Source organism: Alteribacillus sp. YIM 98480 (genome assembly GCF_009765375.1).
Classification (GTDB): domain Bacteria; phylum Bacillota; class Bacilli; order Bacillales; family Marinococcaceae; genus Alteribacillus.
This window is the reverse complement of record NZ_VTOK01000001.1, coordinates 219,011-235,203: the sequence shown is the minus strand read 5'-3', so window position 1 is coordinate 235,203 and position 16,193 is coordinate 219,011. Positions and strand designations below refer to the sequence as shown.

General features: G+C 37.9%; 13 protein-coding genes. 8 read left to right on the top strand and 5 right to left on the bottom strand.

The features are described from left to right. Positions 1-15 precede the first annotated feature (15 nt). Together FZF09_RS00995 and FZF09_RS00990 are read right to left on the bottom strand one after the other, a co-directional pair. Positions 16-1,200 carry a CaiB/BaiF CoA transferase family protein gene (locus tag FZF09_RS00995; RefSeq protein WP_158734702.1) on the bottom strand — a complete coding sequence of 395 codons (1,185 nt, stop codon included), beginning with the start codon at positions 1,198-1,200 and terminating at the stop codon, positions 16-18. Between the two features lie 17 nt (positions 1,201-1,217). Next, the gene (locus FZF09_RS00990) at positions 1,218-2,426 is read right to left on the bottom strand and encodes an acyl-CoA dehydrogenase family protein (protein ID WP_158734701.1); all 1,209 of its coding nucleotides are present in this window, start codon (positions 2,424-2,426) and stop codon (positions 1,218-1,220) included. Positions 2,427-2,947: 521 nt separating this feature from the next. Between FZF09_RS00990 and FZF09_RS00985 the strand changes: the two genes are divergently transcribed. Both FZF09_RS00985 and FZF09_RS00980 read left to right on the top strand, forming a co-directional pair. Further along, a complete protein-coding gene (locus FZF09_RS00985) occupies positions 2,948-6,001 on the top strand; it encodes an efflux RND transporter permease subunit (protein ID WP_158734700.1) in 3,054 nt (1,017 codons plus the stop codon). 216 nt (positions 6,002-6,217) lie between these two features. Continuing rightward, complete coding sequence (locus tag FZF09_RS00980) at positions 6,218-6,907, top strand: DUF421 domain-containing protein (protein ID WP_158735008.1); 690 nt, start codon at positions 6,218-6,220, stop codon at positions 6,905-6,907. Between the two features lie 69 nt (positions 6,908-6,976). Here FZF09_RS00980 and gltC read toward each other — a convergent pair whose 3' ends face one another. Continuing rightward, positions 6,977-7,876, bottom strand: a complete 900-nt coding sequence (gene gltC, locus FZF09_RS00975) for a glutamate biosynthesis transcriptional regulator GltC (protein WP_158734699.1) — start codon at positions 7,874-7,876, stop codon at positions 6,977-6,979. Between the two features lie 205 nt (positions 7,877-8,081). Between gltC and FZF09_RS00970 the strand changes: the two genes are divergently transcribed. The 4 genes from FZF09_RS00970 (at position 8,082) to FZF09_RS00955 (ending at position 11,649) form a co-directional block, all read left to right on the top strand. Next, positions 8,082-8,249: a hypothetical protein gene (locus FZF09_RS00970; protein ID WP_158734698.1), complete on the top strand. Its 168-nt coding sequence runs from the start codon at positions 8,082-8,084 to the stop codon at positions 8,247-8,249. Positions 8,250-8,413: 164 nt separating this feature from the next. Beyond that, positions 8,414-9,796, top strand: a complete 1,383-nt coding sequence (gdhA, locus tag FZF09_RS00965; protein ID WP_158734697.1) for an NADP-specific glutamate dehydrogenase — start codon at positions 8,414-8,416, stop codon at positions 9,794-9,796. Between the two features lie 259 nt (positions 9,797-10,055). After that, a complete protein-coding gene (locus FZF09_RS00960) occupies positions 10,056-10,985 on the top strand; it encodes a prenyltransferase (protein ID WP_233269357.1) in 930 nt (309 codons plus the stop codon). Positions 10,986-11,007: 22 nt separating this feature from the next. Further along, positions 11,008-11,649: an HAD family hydrolase gene (locus FZF09_RS00955; protein WP_158734696.1), complete on the top strand. Its 642-nt coding sequence runs from the start codon at positions 11,008-11,010 to the stop codon at positions 11,647-11,649. 47 nt (positions 11,650-11,696) lie between these two features. Here FZF09_RS00955 and FZF09_RS22580 read toward each other — a convergent pair whose 3' ends face one another. Further along, positions 11,697-11,846 carry a hypothetical protein gene (locus FZF09_RS22580; protein ID WP_199256737.1) on the bottom strand — a complete coding sequence of 50 codons (150 nt, stop codon included), beginning with the start codon at positions 11,844-11,846 and terminating at the stop codon, positions 11,697-11,699. Positions 11,847-12,141: 295 nt separating this feature from the next. Next, the gene (gene htpG / locus FZF09_RS00950; protein ID WP_158735006.1) at positions 12,142-14,022 is read right to left on the bottom strand and encodes a molecular chaperone HtpG; all 1,881 of its coding nucleotides are present in this window, start codon (positions 14,020-14,022) and stop codon (positions 12,142-12,144) included. A gap of 235 nt (positions 14,023-14,257) precedes the next feature. Between htpG and FZF09_RS00945 the strand changes: the two genes are divergently transcribed. Together FZF09_RS00945 and FZF09_RS00940 are read left to right on the top strand one after the other, a co-directional pair. Next, the gene (locus FZF09_RS00945; RefSeq protein ID WP_158734695.1) at positions 14,258-15,715 is read left to right on the top strand and encodes a SulP family inorganic anion transporter; all 1,458 of its coding nucleotides are present in this window, start codon (positions 14,258-14,260) and stop codon (positions 15,713-15,715) included. 14 nt (positions 15,716-15,729) lie between these two features. Beyond that, positions 15,730-16,143 (top strand): universal stress protein, encoded by a 414-nt coding sequence (locus tag FZF09_RS00940; RefSeq protein WP_158734694.1) that lies wholly within the window; start codon positions 15,730-15,732, stop codon positions 16,141-16,143. Positions 16,144-16,193 lie beyond the last annotated feature (50 nt).

Here is a 16,193-nt window from a genome sequence, read left to right as displayed (position 1 = left end):
TCCTGTTTTTAACGTTTAAATCACTCCATTTTCCTTTAGCTCCTTTATTTCGCTTTCAGACAGCCCATAATCCATTAATATGTCAACGGTATGCTCCCCTAGTATAGGAGGATGGGATGTTGCTTTTACCTTTGTGTTTTTAAATTTAATAGGATTTCTAACCGTTTTTATTTCTCCAAGAGAGGGATGGCTGCTTTTTTGTATCATATCACGCGCTTTCACCTGCGGGTGATTAAAAACCTGCTCTACGTTATTAACCGGACCGCACGGAATCATAGCAGTTGATAAAAGTTCTTCCCATTGGTCTGCGTCTTTTTTTAAAAACTCTGCTTCAAGTAGTTTTCTTAATTGTTCTCGGTTGTTAATCCGGTCCGCATTCGTTTTAAACCGTGGATCCCCTTTCCATTCTTGTCGCCCCATGATTTCAGCTAATTGATTAAACATACGATCATTTCCTGCCGCCACCATAATTGGCTTATCCGCACATTGAAATGTCTCATATGGTGTAATGTTTCCGTGGGCATTCCCCATTCTTTTAGAAATGTGTCCCGTTAACAAATAACTGCTTGCAATATTTCCAAGAGAAGCTACTTGAATATCTAAAAGAGATAAATCAATATGCTCCCCTTCTCCGCTCATATCCCGTTTTCTTAACGCTGCGAGAATACTTATGGCCACATAATGAGAGGTCATGATATCAACGACCGGAGTGCCTACCCTTGTTGCCTCGGAATCAGGATGGCCGGTAATATCCATAAGGCCTCCCACAGCTTGAATAACCGGGTCATAGCCTGGCAGATCTTTATATGGTCCTGTTTGACCATACCCGGTTACCGAACAAAGGATAATGTCTTCCTTTTGTCTTTTCATTGTATTATAATCTAATCCTAATCGCTCAAGCGTCCCGGTTTTGAAATTTTCGATAATAACATCAGCTTTAGCCGTCATTTTTTTAAATAATGCTTTTCCTTCTTCTTTTTTTAAATTAATCGTAACTGACTTTTTATTACGATTCGCAGATAAATAATAAGTGCTCTCTTCATTTACAAACGGCCACCAATGCCTGATATCGTCTTTTCCTTCAGGGGCTTCGATCCGAATAACTTCTGCTCCGAGATCAGCTAACTGCATCGATCCAAGTGGTCCTGCTAATACACGGGATAAGTCTAAAATTTTTATTCCCGACAGCGGTTGATTCAAATGATACTCCCCCCATCTTAAGATTTTATTTTTTCTTCTTCAAAAGGCCAGGACGGAAGCATTTTTCTTAATGGCTTATCTTCGTTATATTCTAATACATAACGAGCTTGCATCACTGTATGAATCTCACGGGTTCCTTCATAAATAACCGGTGCTTTTGAATTTCTAAGATAACGTTCGACAGGGTACTCATTGGAATATCCATAAGCCCCATGAATTTGCACTGCATCATTAGCAGCTTCATTAGCAAAATCACACGCCTGCCACTTTGCTAACGACGTTTCACGGGTATTACGTCTGCCAGCATTTTTTAACTCCCCAGCCTTATAAACTAGCAGCCGGCTCATTTGAAGTCCAGCTTCCATTTTGGCGATCATTTGCTGAACGAGCTGATGTTTTCCGATTTCTTTTCCAAATGTTTTACGCTCGTGACAATATTTCACGCTAGCTTCAAGACAAGCCATAATCAAACCGCACGCGCCTGCAGCCACGGTAAATCTTCCATTATCAAGCGCTGACATTGCAATTTTAAAACCTTCTCCTTCTTCCCCGATTAAATTCTCCTTTGGTATTTTCACATTATCAAAGAATATTTCGCCTGTATTTCCCCCGCGAATGCCCAGTTTTCCTTTAATTGCTTTAGAAGAAAAACCTTCTCTGTCTCGTTCCACCACAAATGCTGATATGCCTTTATGTTTTTTCTTTTTATCGGTATAAGCAAAAACTAAAAAATGATCCGCATAATCGCATAGAGAAATCCACGTTTTGGAACCGTTTAAAACATAATAATCTCCTTGTTTTTCTGCAGTAGAATTCATAGCTGCTACATCAGAGCCTGCGTTGGGCTCTGTTAATCCAAACGCACCTACTTTCTCCCCTTTTGCCTGAGGAGTCAGAATTCGTTGTTTTTGTTCTTCGTTTCCCCACTGCAGCAAAGTCATGCTGTTTAATCCTGTGTGGACAGAAATTGCTGTTCGATAAGCCGTATCCCCTCGTTCCAACTCCTCACAAGCAATTGCAAGCGTATTATAATCCATTCCGCTGCCGCCGTACTGCTCAGGTATACAAGTGCCCATCATGCCAAGTTCTGCTAAACGCTTAAAAATGGATGATTCAAAATGCCCCTTTTCGTCCCACTCCTTCATATTTGGAATAATTTCTTTATCCACAAAATTTCTAAGCATATTCCTCACCATTTCTTGTTCTTCCGAAAAATGAAAATCCATTATTATCTCCCTCCCCTTTTTCGTTCACCTAATCGTTTTCCTTTAAAAGCATGCAAAAAGCCAGTCCTCTCCCTATACATTAATACAATTATTTGTATTAAAAGGAAGATGGACTGGCTTTTAGATCCGAGATTCCATTCTGGTATGGAATGGAGTCGTATTTTAACAATCCATCAATATTCATTTTCTAGTTGCTACTGTCCATGTTATAAAACGCTTACATTTTTGTCAACACTTTTCACTTACTTTTCTGAAAATTATATCTTTATTAGAAGGACCTCTTTGGCAGCTGGTTTGTAAAAATAATTATTTTTTGGAACTTTATAGCCGGCAGAAGACAGGTCATGGCACCAATCTTTTCTTTATGGTCTTCACTTTCTAATCAATGAATCATATTACTCCAGAACCTTAAATATGTAGGCCTTAAGACGGAGATAAAATACATCTTCAGCTTAATACCAAATTTTTCATAAAACGATATGATAAGAGAGGTGATGGGAGCAGACAAAAGGGGGAGTTTTATGCGATGGTTGAGATTTATTGTAAAACGTAAAATTTTAGTTGGATTAATGGCTGTTTTAGCAGTAATGATTGGAAGTTATGCTGTTTTTGAATTAAACAAAGAATTGCTTCCTGATATCAAAATGGATGGTGCTTATGTAGAAATAAGTGCTGGAGATTTGCCTGCAATTGAAATGGAACGAACCATTACTTCGCCTATAGAACAAAAATTACAAGGAATAGATGGTCTAGAAGACATGCATTCTACCACAACAATTGGCCGAACTACCTTTCAATTAACCTTTGAAGAAGGCGGCGGTGATGACGGTTTCAATGAAGTAGAATCCATTGTGAATGCTTCAGCTTCTGAAAATCAAGATATCAATAACACTGAAGCTTTACAATACGGTACTACTCAAGATTATGAGTTTTACATGGATGTCTCAGGCGGTGATATGGATGATATGACTGCTTTTGCCAAAGATGTGCTTAAACCAAGACTGGAGGAACTTTCAGAAGTTCGAGACGTTGAGCTGGCAGGAACGGTCGAACAGGAAATGAATATAGAATTCAGTCAAGATGAATTAAACAGCCTGGGTCTTGATGTGATGCAAGTGACCGATGTCATTCAACAAGCGAACAACGCAGCCACATTAGGAGAATTAAGCGAAGATAACGACTCCCCTTCCTTACGCTGGAATACGACCTTAGAAACTGCTGAAGATGTGGAGAATATTAAAATTCCTGTAGAAAACGAGTTCATCGAACTGAGCGAAATTGCAGACGTCTCACTAGAACCTATTGAAAATTCATCTTTTGTTTGGAAAAACGGTACAAAAGATTTTATGTTTGTGCAAGTTGGTCGTTCCACTGATGTTACTCAAATTGATATGGCACAGGCGGTACGAGAAGAAGTTCAAAATATAAGAGACGAAGGGCTCGTTAATGGTTTTGAATTGCATGAAATGGTTGCACAAGCCGATTATGTGCAAGATTCCATTGATGGTGTCACAAATAATATTCTTCTTGGCGGTATCATTGCTATCGTTATGCTTTTCCTGTTTTTGCGTAACGTCCGGGCTACCTTTATCGTTGGTATTTCAATTCCAACCTCTATTTTGCTTACCTTTGCCTCGATGTGGATGTTTGACTACAGTATTAACATATTGACCTTAATTGGTCTTGGTTTAGGAATAGGAATGATGGTCGACTCGTCGATTGTTATTTTAGAATCTATTTACCGAAAAAAAGAGCAGGGGCTACCGCCGCTTGAGGCTGTTATAGAAGGAACAAAAGAAGTTGCGACCGCCGTTATCGCTTCGGTGTTAACAACCATCGTTGTTTTCCTTCCGATAGGTCTAATTGGCGGTGAGATGGGACAGTTTATGATCATGCTCTCCGCTGTCGTAGCTATAACTCTTATCAGCTCGGTACTTGTATCTTTTACGTTAATTCCTTCGCTTTCTGAAAAATTTCTTAAACTTCGAAAAAGAAAAAGAGAGAAACAGGACGGAATGTTATTAAAAGGGTACACCGGTTTGATTTCACGACTCGTAAAGAAAAAACGATACAGTGCTGCTGTCATTGGAATGTTTGTCCTCATGTTTGCCGGATCTTTCATGTTTGTGCAAAAAATCCCAATGACTATCATGCCAGATATGTTTAATCGATATGCAGAACTGATGGTAGATTTAGAAACAGGGATTACACCAGATGACAAAGAAGACCTTGTAGCAAGTATGTATGATACTCTAAACTCTATCGACGACGTTAAATCAAGCTATATTATTGATAACGGAAGTATCTTTTACACGATAATTAATATGACAAAAGAAGATGACATTACTAGAGACCAAAAGGAAGTAAATGAGGATATTTTCCGTTCTTTACGCGAACTCGAAGACTCCCACCCTATAGAAAGTGTGCAAGATGTTATGTCCGGTGAGACAGCGGCTCCCGTACAGGTAAACATTAAGGGAGAAGATTTTGAGGAATTGCATACAATTATGGATGATTTCATAAAAGAATTAGAAGAAACCGATGGCGTGGTCGGTGTAACGAATTCAATGGAACGAACCTCACCAGAGCAATTGATTGAATTAAATGAGGAAGAAATAGAAGAAGCTGGTTTATCCCAAGCTCAAATTAGACAGTTTATGGGGCAGGTATTTTTCATGATGCCGCTTGGTGAAATGACCATTGATGAAGAAAATGTACCTTTAACCGTCAAATGGGACGAACAAACCGATTCAGCTTCTGATCTGCTTGATTTAGACGTTCCAACTGCTGAAGGAGAAGATAGTTTATCTCGTTTTGTGCAGTTAACACGTGTCGAAAGGCCAAACGAGATTGTACATGTTAATGGGGAGCGCTCTTTATCGGTATCGGCAGATATAGAAGAAACTGACCTTGGAACAATTAATCGAGATGTACAACAAATAATTAATGACTTTGACACACCGGCTGGTTATAGTATTTCCGTTGCTGGAGACCTTGAGCAGCAGCAGGAACTTATACAGGAAATGTTGTTTGTACTTGGAATTGCCATCTTTTTAGTCTATTTAGTGATGGCTGTTCAATTTAACCACCTTATCCATCCTATTATTGTTATGTCAGTCATTCCAATGACTTTCGTTGGGGCTGTATTAGGGTTGTTAATCACGCAGCGCGAACTTAGCATAATGTCTGGCATGGGTGTCATCATGCTGATCGGAATTGTCTTAAACAACGCTATTTTGCTTATAGATAGAACCAATCAGCTTCGCCGGCAGGAATATAGTGTGACAGAAGCACTTATTGAAGCTGGCAGAAATCGGATACGCCCTATTTTAATGACTACCTTAACTACTGCTGGCGGAATGCTTCCGCTCGCACTGGCTTCAGGTACAGCCGGTAACTATCAAGCCCCAATGGCAACTGTCATTATTTCCGGCCTGCTTTTTGCTTCACTTATCACTTTACTGCTTATTCCTGCTGTTTATCGGCTGTTTACCGCAGCTGGTCCTGGTTTTGGAAAAAGGAGTAAAAAGAATAAGCAAACAAATACAGCAGAAGGAAAAGAATCAGCTGTTTAATCAAAGTGAAAAAAGCCCCTTTATCGATAAAATAGAAGCTATCGGAAGGGGGTTTTCTGCTTTTTAATTATTATGTTGAAAAAACGTCCTTTGAATAGCTTTATGCTTTAATAATAGATTTATTATCTTATAGATTCCATGTATTTGTCATTGTAAACTTGGAAATTATGGATATGTGAAAACGTTAAATAAAACTTAGATTGGGAGGGAGTTTCTATAATTTTATCCATCACGTTAAAGCTTATCATTGGATTCTTCGTTCTTTTTCTTTTAATAAGAATTGTCGGAAAAAAATTAATAAATCAAATTACACCGTTTACTTTTATTGCAGCTATTGTTTTGAGTGAGTTATTAGGCAATGCTGTTTACCAAAAAAACACCGCCATTTTACATGTTTTATATACAATGGTTTTATGGGGAGGATTATTATTTGCAGTAGAATACTTATCACAGAAATTTTTGCCGTTTCGTCACGCGTTTGATGGGAAACCTTCTATGGTTATTCGAAACGGGAAAATTGATTTTGATCAATTAAAGAATAATCGTATGAACATCAATCAATTACAAAGTTTGCTTCGACAAAGTGAAGTATTTTCTATCCGAGAAGTAGCTTATGCATTTATTGAACCAAACGGTGCCATAAGTATATTAAAAAAGTCACCATATCAAAAAACGACGTTGCAAGATTTAAATCTCCCCCCGCATTCCGTTTATTTGCCAGTGACTTTGATAAGAGATGGAGAATTACTTCATGCTAACTTACAAGAAATTGAAAAAGATAAAGAATGGCTGAAAAATCAACTAGAACGACAAGGAATAGCTAATATAGAAACAGTTCTTTTTGCCGAATGGTTAGAAAACGATGGTTTATTTGTTATTCCTTATGAACAGCACTCAGTAAAATGATCTATTTCCTTATCACAAAATATTATTCCATAAAAATATATAAGTATATTTTAATCTTAGAAATGGTTTCTAATATTCTTCCATTCTGGAAAAAAACTCCTTAAGAAAATCAAAAAATAAACATTCCGTAGGAAGAAGCTGTCGTTCTTTAGGAACGATGACTCCGACGCTACGGGTTACATCTGGATCTGTAATTGGTTTTTTCACCGTAAAACGCGGCGTAGTATCAACCAAAGTTATTTCAGGAATCAAAGCGATACCCAATCCAGCTGAAACCAGCCCTTTTAAAGCATCGACATCATCACCTTCAAAAGCTACTTCTGGGTGAAACCCCTGTTTTAAGCACGCTTCTATAACCATTTCACGAAAATACATCCCTTCAGGAAGCAATATAAATGACTCTTCTTTCAATTGGGTCAACTGCAAGGTACCTTTATCAGCCAGGTAATGATTTTTTGGTAAAAGCGCAATCACATTTTCTGTAAATAACGTGTATCCTTCTACTTTTTTGTTGTTTTTGGGCACTGGAGCAAGCAGTCCCATGTTGTATTCGCCGTTTACCACTTCTTCTATGACATCATAATATATATTTTGTTTTAGCTGAAATCGAGCATCTGGATATTTCTCCCGAAAAGATGAAATAACTGTTGGGAGCGTATAAGCAGCCACACTGATTGGATAGGTAATTCGGATGGTACCTCTTTCCGGATCTAAATGTTCCTTCACTTCGCGCTTGGCATTTTCGAGCATTTTCATCGCTTGAGTGGAGCTCTCTAAAAACATTCTTCCTATTGGGGTTAAACGGACTCTTCGTCCCTGCCTCACAAACAGGTCTACCCCCAGTTCTGATTCGAGATTGTATATTTGACGGCTTACAGCGGATTGTGCAACATGCAGATTTTCAGCGGCCTCTGTCATATGTTCACGTTGGGCAACTTCCATAAAATACTTTAATTGTCTTAATTCCACAAGTTCTTCTCTCCTTTAATCATCTCAATACGATATCATTATTATCTGTTATTCATATTGATTAGATGATTGGCTACATAATAAAATACACGTAAATCAACCGTTAAACAAATAACATTTTCCTAACGGGCAATCGATTCGTTATTATATCAAATTTTTTAATCAAAAGTACGAAAATTAATAATAGTTAAAAAGGTGAGAGCAGATGACTGAACATAACTGGAACAATTGGCAAAAAAAAGTACTTCGTGAGGATTATGTAAAACCTGATATGTCTGAGATAGAAAGAAAGAAAAAAATGAAGGAAGTGAATAAAAAATACAAGTCCAGATCCTTTTCCTCCAACTATTCAATGTTAAAAATGAATAAATAATTTTCCCCATTCAGCCGTGTCTTCGATTCATTCATCTCATAACCGCATGAAACCTATCTATAATTTATATTGTTTCTTTTCAGCTAATAATTATAAAATACTCCATAACAAAATTCTTTTTCTACAAAAAATCAATCATTGAATAAATGCGGAGGGATCGGAGAATGCCAACAGTTATTAATCAAACTACTCCAGATACACAATCAGCTGAAACTTACATAAGCCAAGTGTTTGAAACCATTAAACAACGAAACCCCAATGAAAACGAGTTTCACCAAGCGGTCAAAGAAATATTTGAATCTTTGGTTCCAGTATTTGCTAAGCATCCTAAATACATGGAAAATGGCATCCTTGAACGAATTTCAGAACCAGAGAGAGTTATTTCCTTCAGTGTTCCTTGGGTAGATGATGAAGGAAAAGTGAGGGTTAACCGGGGTTTTCGTGTGCAGTTTAATAGTGCGATTGGCCCCTACAAAGGCGGCCTTAGATTTCACCCTTCCGTTAATGCCAGTATTGTTAAATTTTTAGGGTTTGAACAAATATTCAAAAATTCACTTACCGGTCTTCCTATCGGCGGAGGAAAAGGCGGGGCGGACTTTGATCCGAAAGGAAAATCAGATGGAGAAGTGATGAGGTTTACACAAAGCTTTATGACGGAACTGTCTAAACATATCGGTTCAGATATAGATGTGCCAGCTGGTGACATTGGAGTTGGTGCAAGAGAAATTGGATACATGTTCGGACAATACAAAAAAATTCAAAAAGGTTATGAAGCCGGAATTTTAACAGGGAAAGGAATTGGATATGGCGGAAGTTTAACCCGAACCGAAGCAACTGGATATGGAACCGTTTATTTTGTTGAAGAAATGTTAAAAGATAAAGGACTTAGTTTTAACGGCCGTACTGTCGTTGTTTCAGGTTCGGGAAATGTTTCTATCTATGCTATGGAAAAAGCTGCGCAATTGGGAGCTACTGTAATAGCGTGCAGTGATTCTAACGGGTATGTTTATGATACAAACGGCATCAATGTAGAAACTGTTCGACGGCTCAAAGAAGTTGAAAGAAAAAGAATTTCAGCTTATGTCGATGAACACCCAGACGCACAATATCATGAAGGATGCTCTGATATTTGGCTTACCCCTTGTGATATTGCCCTTCCATGTGCTACTCAAAACGAGATTGATGTCGAAGCAGCGAAAGTACTAGTGGCGAACGGTGTCAAAGCTGTAGGAGAAGGGGCAAATATGCCATCAACCTTACAAGCAATAGAAGTCTTCCAAAATAAGGGTGTACTCTTTGGTCCAGCAAAAGCTGTAAATGCTGGTGGTGTAGCTGTTTCAGCTTTAGAAATGGCTCAAAACAGCATGAGACTTTCCTGGTCTTTTGAAGAAGTAGATTCCAAATTAAAAGAAATTATGACCACTATTTATCGAAACAGCGTAGAAGCTGCAGAAAATTACGGGCATCCCGATAATCTTGTGGTGGGAGCTAATATTGCAGGCTTTATAAAAGTAGCCGATGCCATGCTTGAGCAAGGGGTTATTTAATAAGGAATGTAAACTGGCTTTATAAAACTATTAGAAAAACTTTACTTGCCCCGCGGAAGTTTTAGACTGTTACTTTACTTCGTTTCTTTAACAAAAAAATTCTTAATGTTTTTATATGGAGTGTCTTTAGGCATTAAATCTAAAGACACTTTTTTTTTAAGCGTAAAATTTTTAAAAAGGCTGTGCCATCAAAACGTTTCATGAGACAATAAATAAACCGCGTGGTTTGTGAAATTATATGTTTATTTGAAGAAAGGAAGTGGATAGTATCGGAAAAATTTCCCCTCTTAAAGGAGGATGGCTGCTGCTGCGTTCGATAGCGGTTATTTCTTCAAGTGTGGCTGCTATTATTTCTTCTATGCTTCCTTTATTTTTATATTATCCTATTTCTGCAAAAGAGCTGATTCCTCTCTTTTTTCTTCTCTTGTTCAGTGCCTTTTTGATACACGGCGTACTCACACATATTTTAAACGATTATGTTGATCATTTATCGGGAACGGATATACATAGTCCTGCGATATTATCAGGCGGCAGCCGTGTCATTCAAAAAGGATTTATTACTATAGAAAAGATGCGCTTGGTTGGAATATGGCTGATGATTACACTTGTTTTCGTTTTGCTTATTTTTATCTTATTTGATTTTTATCGGCTGGCTGTTTTGTTAGCGGTTGGATTATGGGGAGCAGTTACTTATTCCTTACCGCCCTTACGGCTAAGCTACCGTCCATTTACTGGAGAATGGCTGTGCACCTTTCCGTCTGTTCTGTTCCTTGGGCTAGCCGGTGCATGGTTAACATTAGACAACATTCCAGACTGGGCATTCCAAAATGCCGTCATCAACGCCCTCATTTGCATTAGCTGGGTTATGGTGCATCACATTCCCGATATACGTGCGGATAAAAATGCAACACCTATGAAACAAACGAGTGTGGTTTGGTGTGAACAAAAATTCGGTTCCTCTTTTATTCGTTTTCCAGCGTTAATGTATTATATTTTTGCTGCTTTATGCGGGTTTTGGCTGGGACTTGACCGCCTTCCTGCTGCACTTGGTTTGCTTCTGATATTATGTGTCTCTGTTATTATCATTGGAAAAATGGATATTAATGACTTCAAGCAAGTCTCAGCATATGAAAAAATATTACTGTTATTAGCAATGACCGCAGCTGTTTGGCTCGGATTATTTATATGAATAACGAAAGGCAGTTGATAATATGAAGGCTATCATTTTTGACTTTGACGGAACATTAGCCAACACGCTGCCCGTGAATTATGCTGGTTTTAAACATGTTTTTCAAGAATTTGATAACAAAAGTCTGTCTGATGAGGAAGTCAAAAACTTGTTTGGACCTCCTGAACCAGAGATTATTAAAAAGCACTTAAACAGTGATCAAGTGGAAAAAGCAATAGAATATTATTATAAAGTGTATGAAACCCATCATTCTCACTTAGTGAACAGAAACAAAGATATAGAAGACATGCTTTTCAAGCTGAAAAATCACAGAATGAAATTAGGAGTAGTTACTGGAAAATCAAGCAGAAGCTTTGAGACATCATTAGAAATACTGAAAATGACCAGCCTTTTTGATGTTATGATCACAGGTGATGACACAGAATATGATAAGCCCAACCCAGAAGGCATTTTTAAGGCTTTATCAAAAATGGATATGAAAAGTGACCAGTCTATGTATATAGGAGACAGCGACGGTGATATTCATGCTGGTAGGCGGGCAAATGTGACGACGGCAGGTGCTAAATGGCTGCCAGAATACCAATCTTCAGAATACACAACTGAACCTGATGCTGTCTTCACCCATCCTTCCGATCTACTTCACTTTCTTAAACAGACTCAGTAAAATAAGATCCAGTGGTGTGAGCTCTAAATCTCTCACACCACTCTTTATTATTCCTCTTTGTTTATATATTCGTTCGGTACTTCTCCACCATGAGCACTATGATTTTTAAATTGGCTTAATCGTCCATTTCGGTGCTCTCCATGATTTTTATTTTCTTTAAATTGATTATCGGGTTTCTTTTTTTTATTATTTGCCATTACCATGCTCCTTTCCTGATTCGCTATGGTTTTAGTTTTTGTATGGAAAGCATCGTTTATTCGCAGCGCAAATAAGGATTACTTTTAAAGCGAAGAAGTGACAGCATGAATTAGTCCGACATTAAAGAAAAAGTAGTACAGATTACGGACAATTATATAATTGGAGCTCTGGCTACGGTTGAAGTAATAAACCTCGTTCTCGCTATATGACTTTTTTTATTGAAAATCTCACCCTCCCCCCAACCAACAAAGAAACAGCCTCCTTCCGATTAGTCGGAAAGGAGGCTTTTATCGTTTACGCCATCACTTTGCACATATCATTTGTAAATGCGACAGGATCTTCAACTGGCAGACCTTCAATGAGAAGAGCCTGGTTATACAAAAGGTTGGTGTACAGTTTTAATTTTTCTTTATCCTGATCGTACGCATTTTTTAAGGATTGGTACACATCGTGGTTAATATTAATTTCTAGTACTTTGTCCGCTTTTATATTTTGATTGTCTGGCATTTGCTGAAGGATTTTTTCCATTTCAATAGAAACTTCTCCGTCAGCTGCTAAGCAGACTGGATGGGTTTTCAGCCTTTTCGACGCACGGACATCTTTCACTTTATCAGATAAGATGTTTTTGATTTCTTCAAATAGTTCTTTGTTGTCTTTCTTCTCTTCTTGCTCTTTTTCCTGGTCTTCTTCTGACTCAATACCTAAATCGCCGCTCGCTACAGACTTAAATTGTTTGTCGTCATAGCTCATCAATGTTTTAATCGCAAATTCATCTATATCCTCGGTGAAATATAAGATTTCATATCCTTTGTCTAGTACCATTTCCGTTTGCGGAAGCTTTTCAATTCTGTCATATGAATCCCCGGTAGCATAGTAAATGTACTGCTGATCTTCTGGCATTCTTGAAACATATTCGGATAAAGTAACTAATTTCTTTTCTTTAGATGAATAGAAAAGAAGCAGATCTTTTAAGTCGTCTTTATGGGTTCCAAAATCCATATGAACACCGAATTTTAATTGACGGCCAAAGGATTGATAGAATTTCTCATATTTTTCGCGTTCATCTTTTAAGAGTGTTTTCAACTGGCTCTTAATTTTATTTTTAATATTTTTAGCAATCAGTTTCAACTGTCTGTCATGCTGGAGCATTTCTCGGGAAATATTTAATGATAAGTCTTCGGAATCAACGATCCCTTTAACGAAACCGAAATAATCGGGCAGCAGGTCTGAACATTTTTCCATGATCAAAACGCCATTGGAATACAGCTCGAGACCTTTTTCATATTCTTTCGTATAATAATCAAAAGGCGTATTTTCCGGTATGAATAAAATCGCTTGATAGCGCACCGCCCCGTCTACACTAAGATGAATATGGGTCAACGGCTTATCGAAACCGTAATGTTTTTCGGAATAAAAAGCTTCATAATCTTCGGTAGTCAGCTCATTTTTATTTTTTCTCCAAATCGGCACCATGCTGTTAACGGTTTGTTCTTCTTTCACCTCTGCCGTTTCCTCTTCATCATCATCTTTTGGTTTCTGTACGGTAACGTCCATTTTGATAGGGTAGCGAATGTAATCAGAGTATTTTTTTATAATGGAATTTAATCGATGTTCTTCTAAATACTCGTCATAGTTTTCATCTTCTGTGTTTTCTCTTAATTTAATGTAAACCTCTGTTCCGACCGTCTCTTTGTCTGCCGGTTCTATTGTATATCCATCAGCACCATTTGACTCCCATTTGTAAGCCTGATCGCTATTTGCTGATTTTGTGTAAACGGTGACTACATCTGCTACCATAAATGCGGAATAAAAGCCCACACCGAATTGACCAATAATATCATGACCGTCTTTTATTTCATTTTCGTTTTTGAACGCTAGTGAGCCGCTTTTTGCAATGACACCAAGATTGGATTCCAGCTCTTCTTCGGTCATTCCAATACCGGTATCTTCTATCTTTAAGGTTCGGTTTTCCTTATCTGCGCTCACTTTTATGTAGTAATCATCCTTATTAAAAGTGAGGGATTCATCGGTTAAAGCTTTGTAATACATTTTATCAATTGCATCACTAGCATTTGAAATTAACTCTCGTAAAAAAATCTCTTTTTGAGAATATATGGAGTTAATCATCATTTCTAATAAACGTTTCGACTCCGCTTGAAATTGTTTCGTTGCCATCATCTTATCTCCTTTCAAAATACGGAATTTTTTAGCACTCTATCCACCTGAGTGCTAAATGTCCTACTTTTATTTTACATACCGCTTTTTTGCTGTCAATATGTTGCGATCGATTTATGTGTTCATGATTATTAAATGCTTCATAAAAAATATTCTACACACCTTTCCACCTTTTAACTGCAATAAAATCTTAAATGTTATAAGAAACTAAGACAAGAGATGTTTCTTGTAAAGGATGATTCAGGTGAATACATTGAAAGCAGATTGGTTCGGGAATATAAAGGGAGATATATTAGCTGGCATTGTTGTGGCACTTGCATTAATTCCTGAAGCCATTGCGTTTTCCATTATAGCCGGGGTAGATCCGATGGTTGGTTTATACGCTTCCTTTATTATCCCAGTAATGATTGCTTTTGTCGGCGGCAGACCAGGAATGATTTCAGGAGCTACCGGGGCAATGGCTTTACTATTCATTGACCTTGTTGCACAACACGGACTCGAATATTTATTCGCCGCAACCATACTTACTGGAATCTTGCAAATAGTTTTCGGTTATTTAAAAATCGCTCGTTATATGAAATTTATTCCGCGTTCTGTAATGGTAGGATTTGTAAATGCATTAGCCATTCTTATTTTCACATCGCAAATTCCCCATTTAACTGGACAAGGATGGGTAGTGTGGGGATTGGCTGCTGTTACACTGGCGATTATTTATCTGTTTCCGTACCTATCTAAAGCTATCCCTTCAACATTAATAGCCATTATTATCGTTACTGCTTTTTCGTTGGCAGCTGGGTTAAATGTTTTTACCGTTGGTGATATGGGAAACTTAGAGCAGACATTACCTGTTTTTCTTTTACCGCAAGTCCCGTTTTCCTATGAGACCCTGACCATCATCTTTCCCTATGCTCTTGCCCTGACAGTAGTCGGTCTGCTTGAATCCCTCCTTACAGCAGCAATTGTTGATGATATGACCGATACAAACAGTAATAAAAACAAAGAAAGCAGAGGACAAGGGATTGCAAACATTGTTGCTGGATGTTTTGGTGGAATGGCCGGATGTGCGATGATTGGACAATCCGTGATTAATGTAAAGTCAGGTGGAAAAGGAAGATTGTCTGCCCTTACTGCTGGTGTTGTCCTTATTCTTCTGATCATTCTGTTAGGTAACATTGTCGTGCAAATTCCGATGGCAGTATTAGCTGGCGTAATGATTATGGTCTCCATCAGTACGTTTGACTGGAATTCAATCCGAACATTGTTTATTGTACCTGGAACCGATGCAATTGTTATGGTGGTTACCGTGATTGTTGTCGTGGTGACTCACGATCTTTCTAAAGGTGTATTTGCTGGTATTCTTTTAAGTGCAATCTTCTTTGTCTCAAAAATTTCAAAAATAAGTATAGAAAGCAAGCTCAATGATAAAAAAGAAAAGAGAACGTATTTTATTAACGGTCAATTGTTCTTTGCTTCTGTCACGGATTCCATTGCTGGTTTTGATTTTAAAGAAGATATTAAAGAAGTGGAAATTGATTTAACGCATGCCCACATTTGGGATGATTCTGCCGTCGAAGCTATGGAAAAAATTATCGCCAAATTTGAAGAAAATGGCATAACAGTTGAAATTTCTGGCCTGAATGAAGCAAGTTCCCTTTTAGTGGAAAAGTTACGACATAAATTAAGCAGCCATTAAATGGAGGTAAACCAATGTTTAAAAAAATTTTATTAGCCACAGATGGATCTGACCACGCAATTCGTGCTGCCGAAAAAGCGATTGACCTTGCAAAATGTAATCCAGAGTCTGTTATTCATGTTATATATGTTGTGGATAGCTCGAAAACGGAGGTTTTAGAAAACTGGAACACAACTGGTGCTCAACAAAAACGAAAAGAAAAAGTAAGGCCTACGGAAGAAAAAGTAAAGGCTGCAGATATAAGCTATGAGGTGGAGTATTTACGAGGGGAACCTGGACCAACTATCGTAAATCATGCAAATGAAAAAGACTTTGATGTAGTAGTGTTAGGCAGCCGAGGGCTAAATCGTTTTCAAGAATTGGTTCTAGGCAGTGTAAGTCACAAAGTAGCTAAAAGAGCTCATTGCGCTGTTTTAATAATTAAATAGCAGAACATGTTGAGCTGTGGAAGTGTATTCCTCACCGCCATAATCCCCTT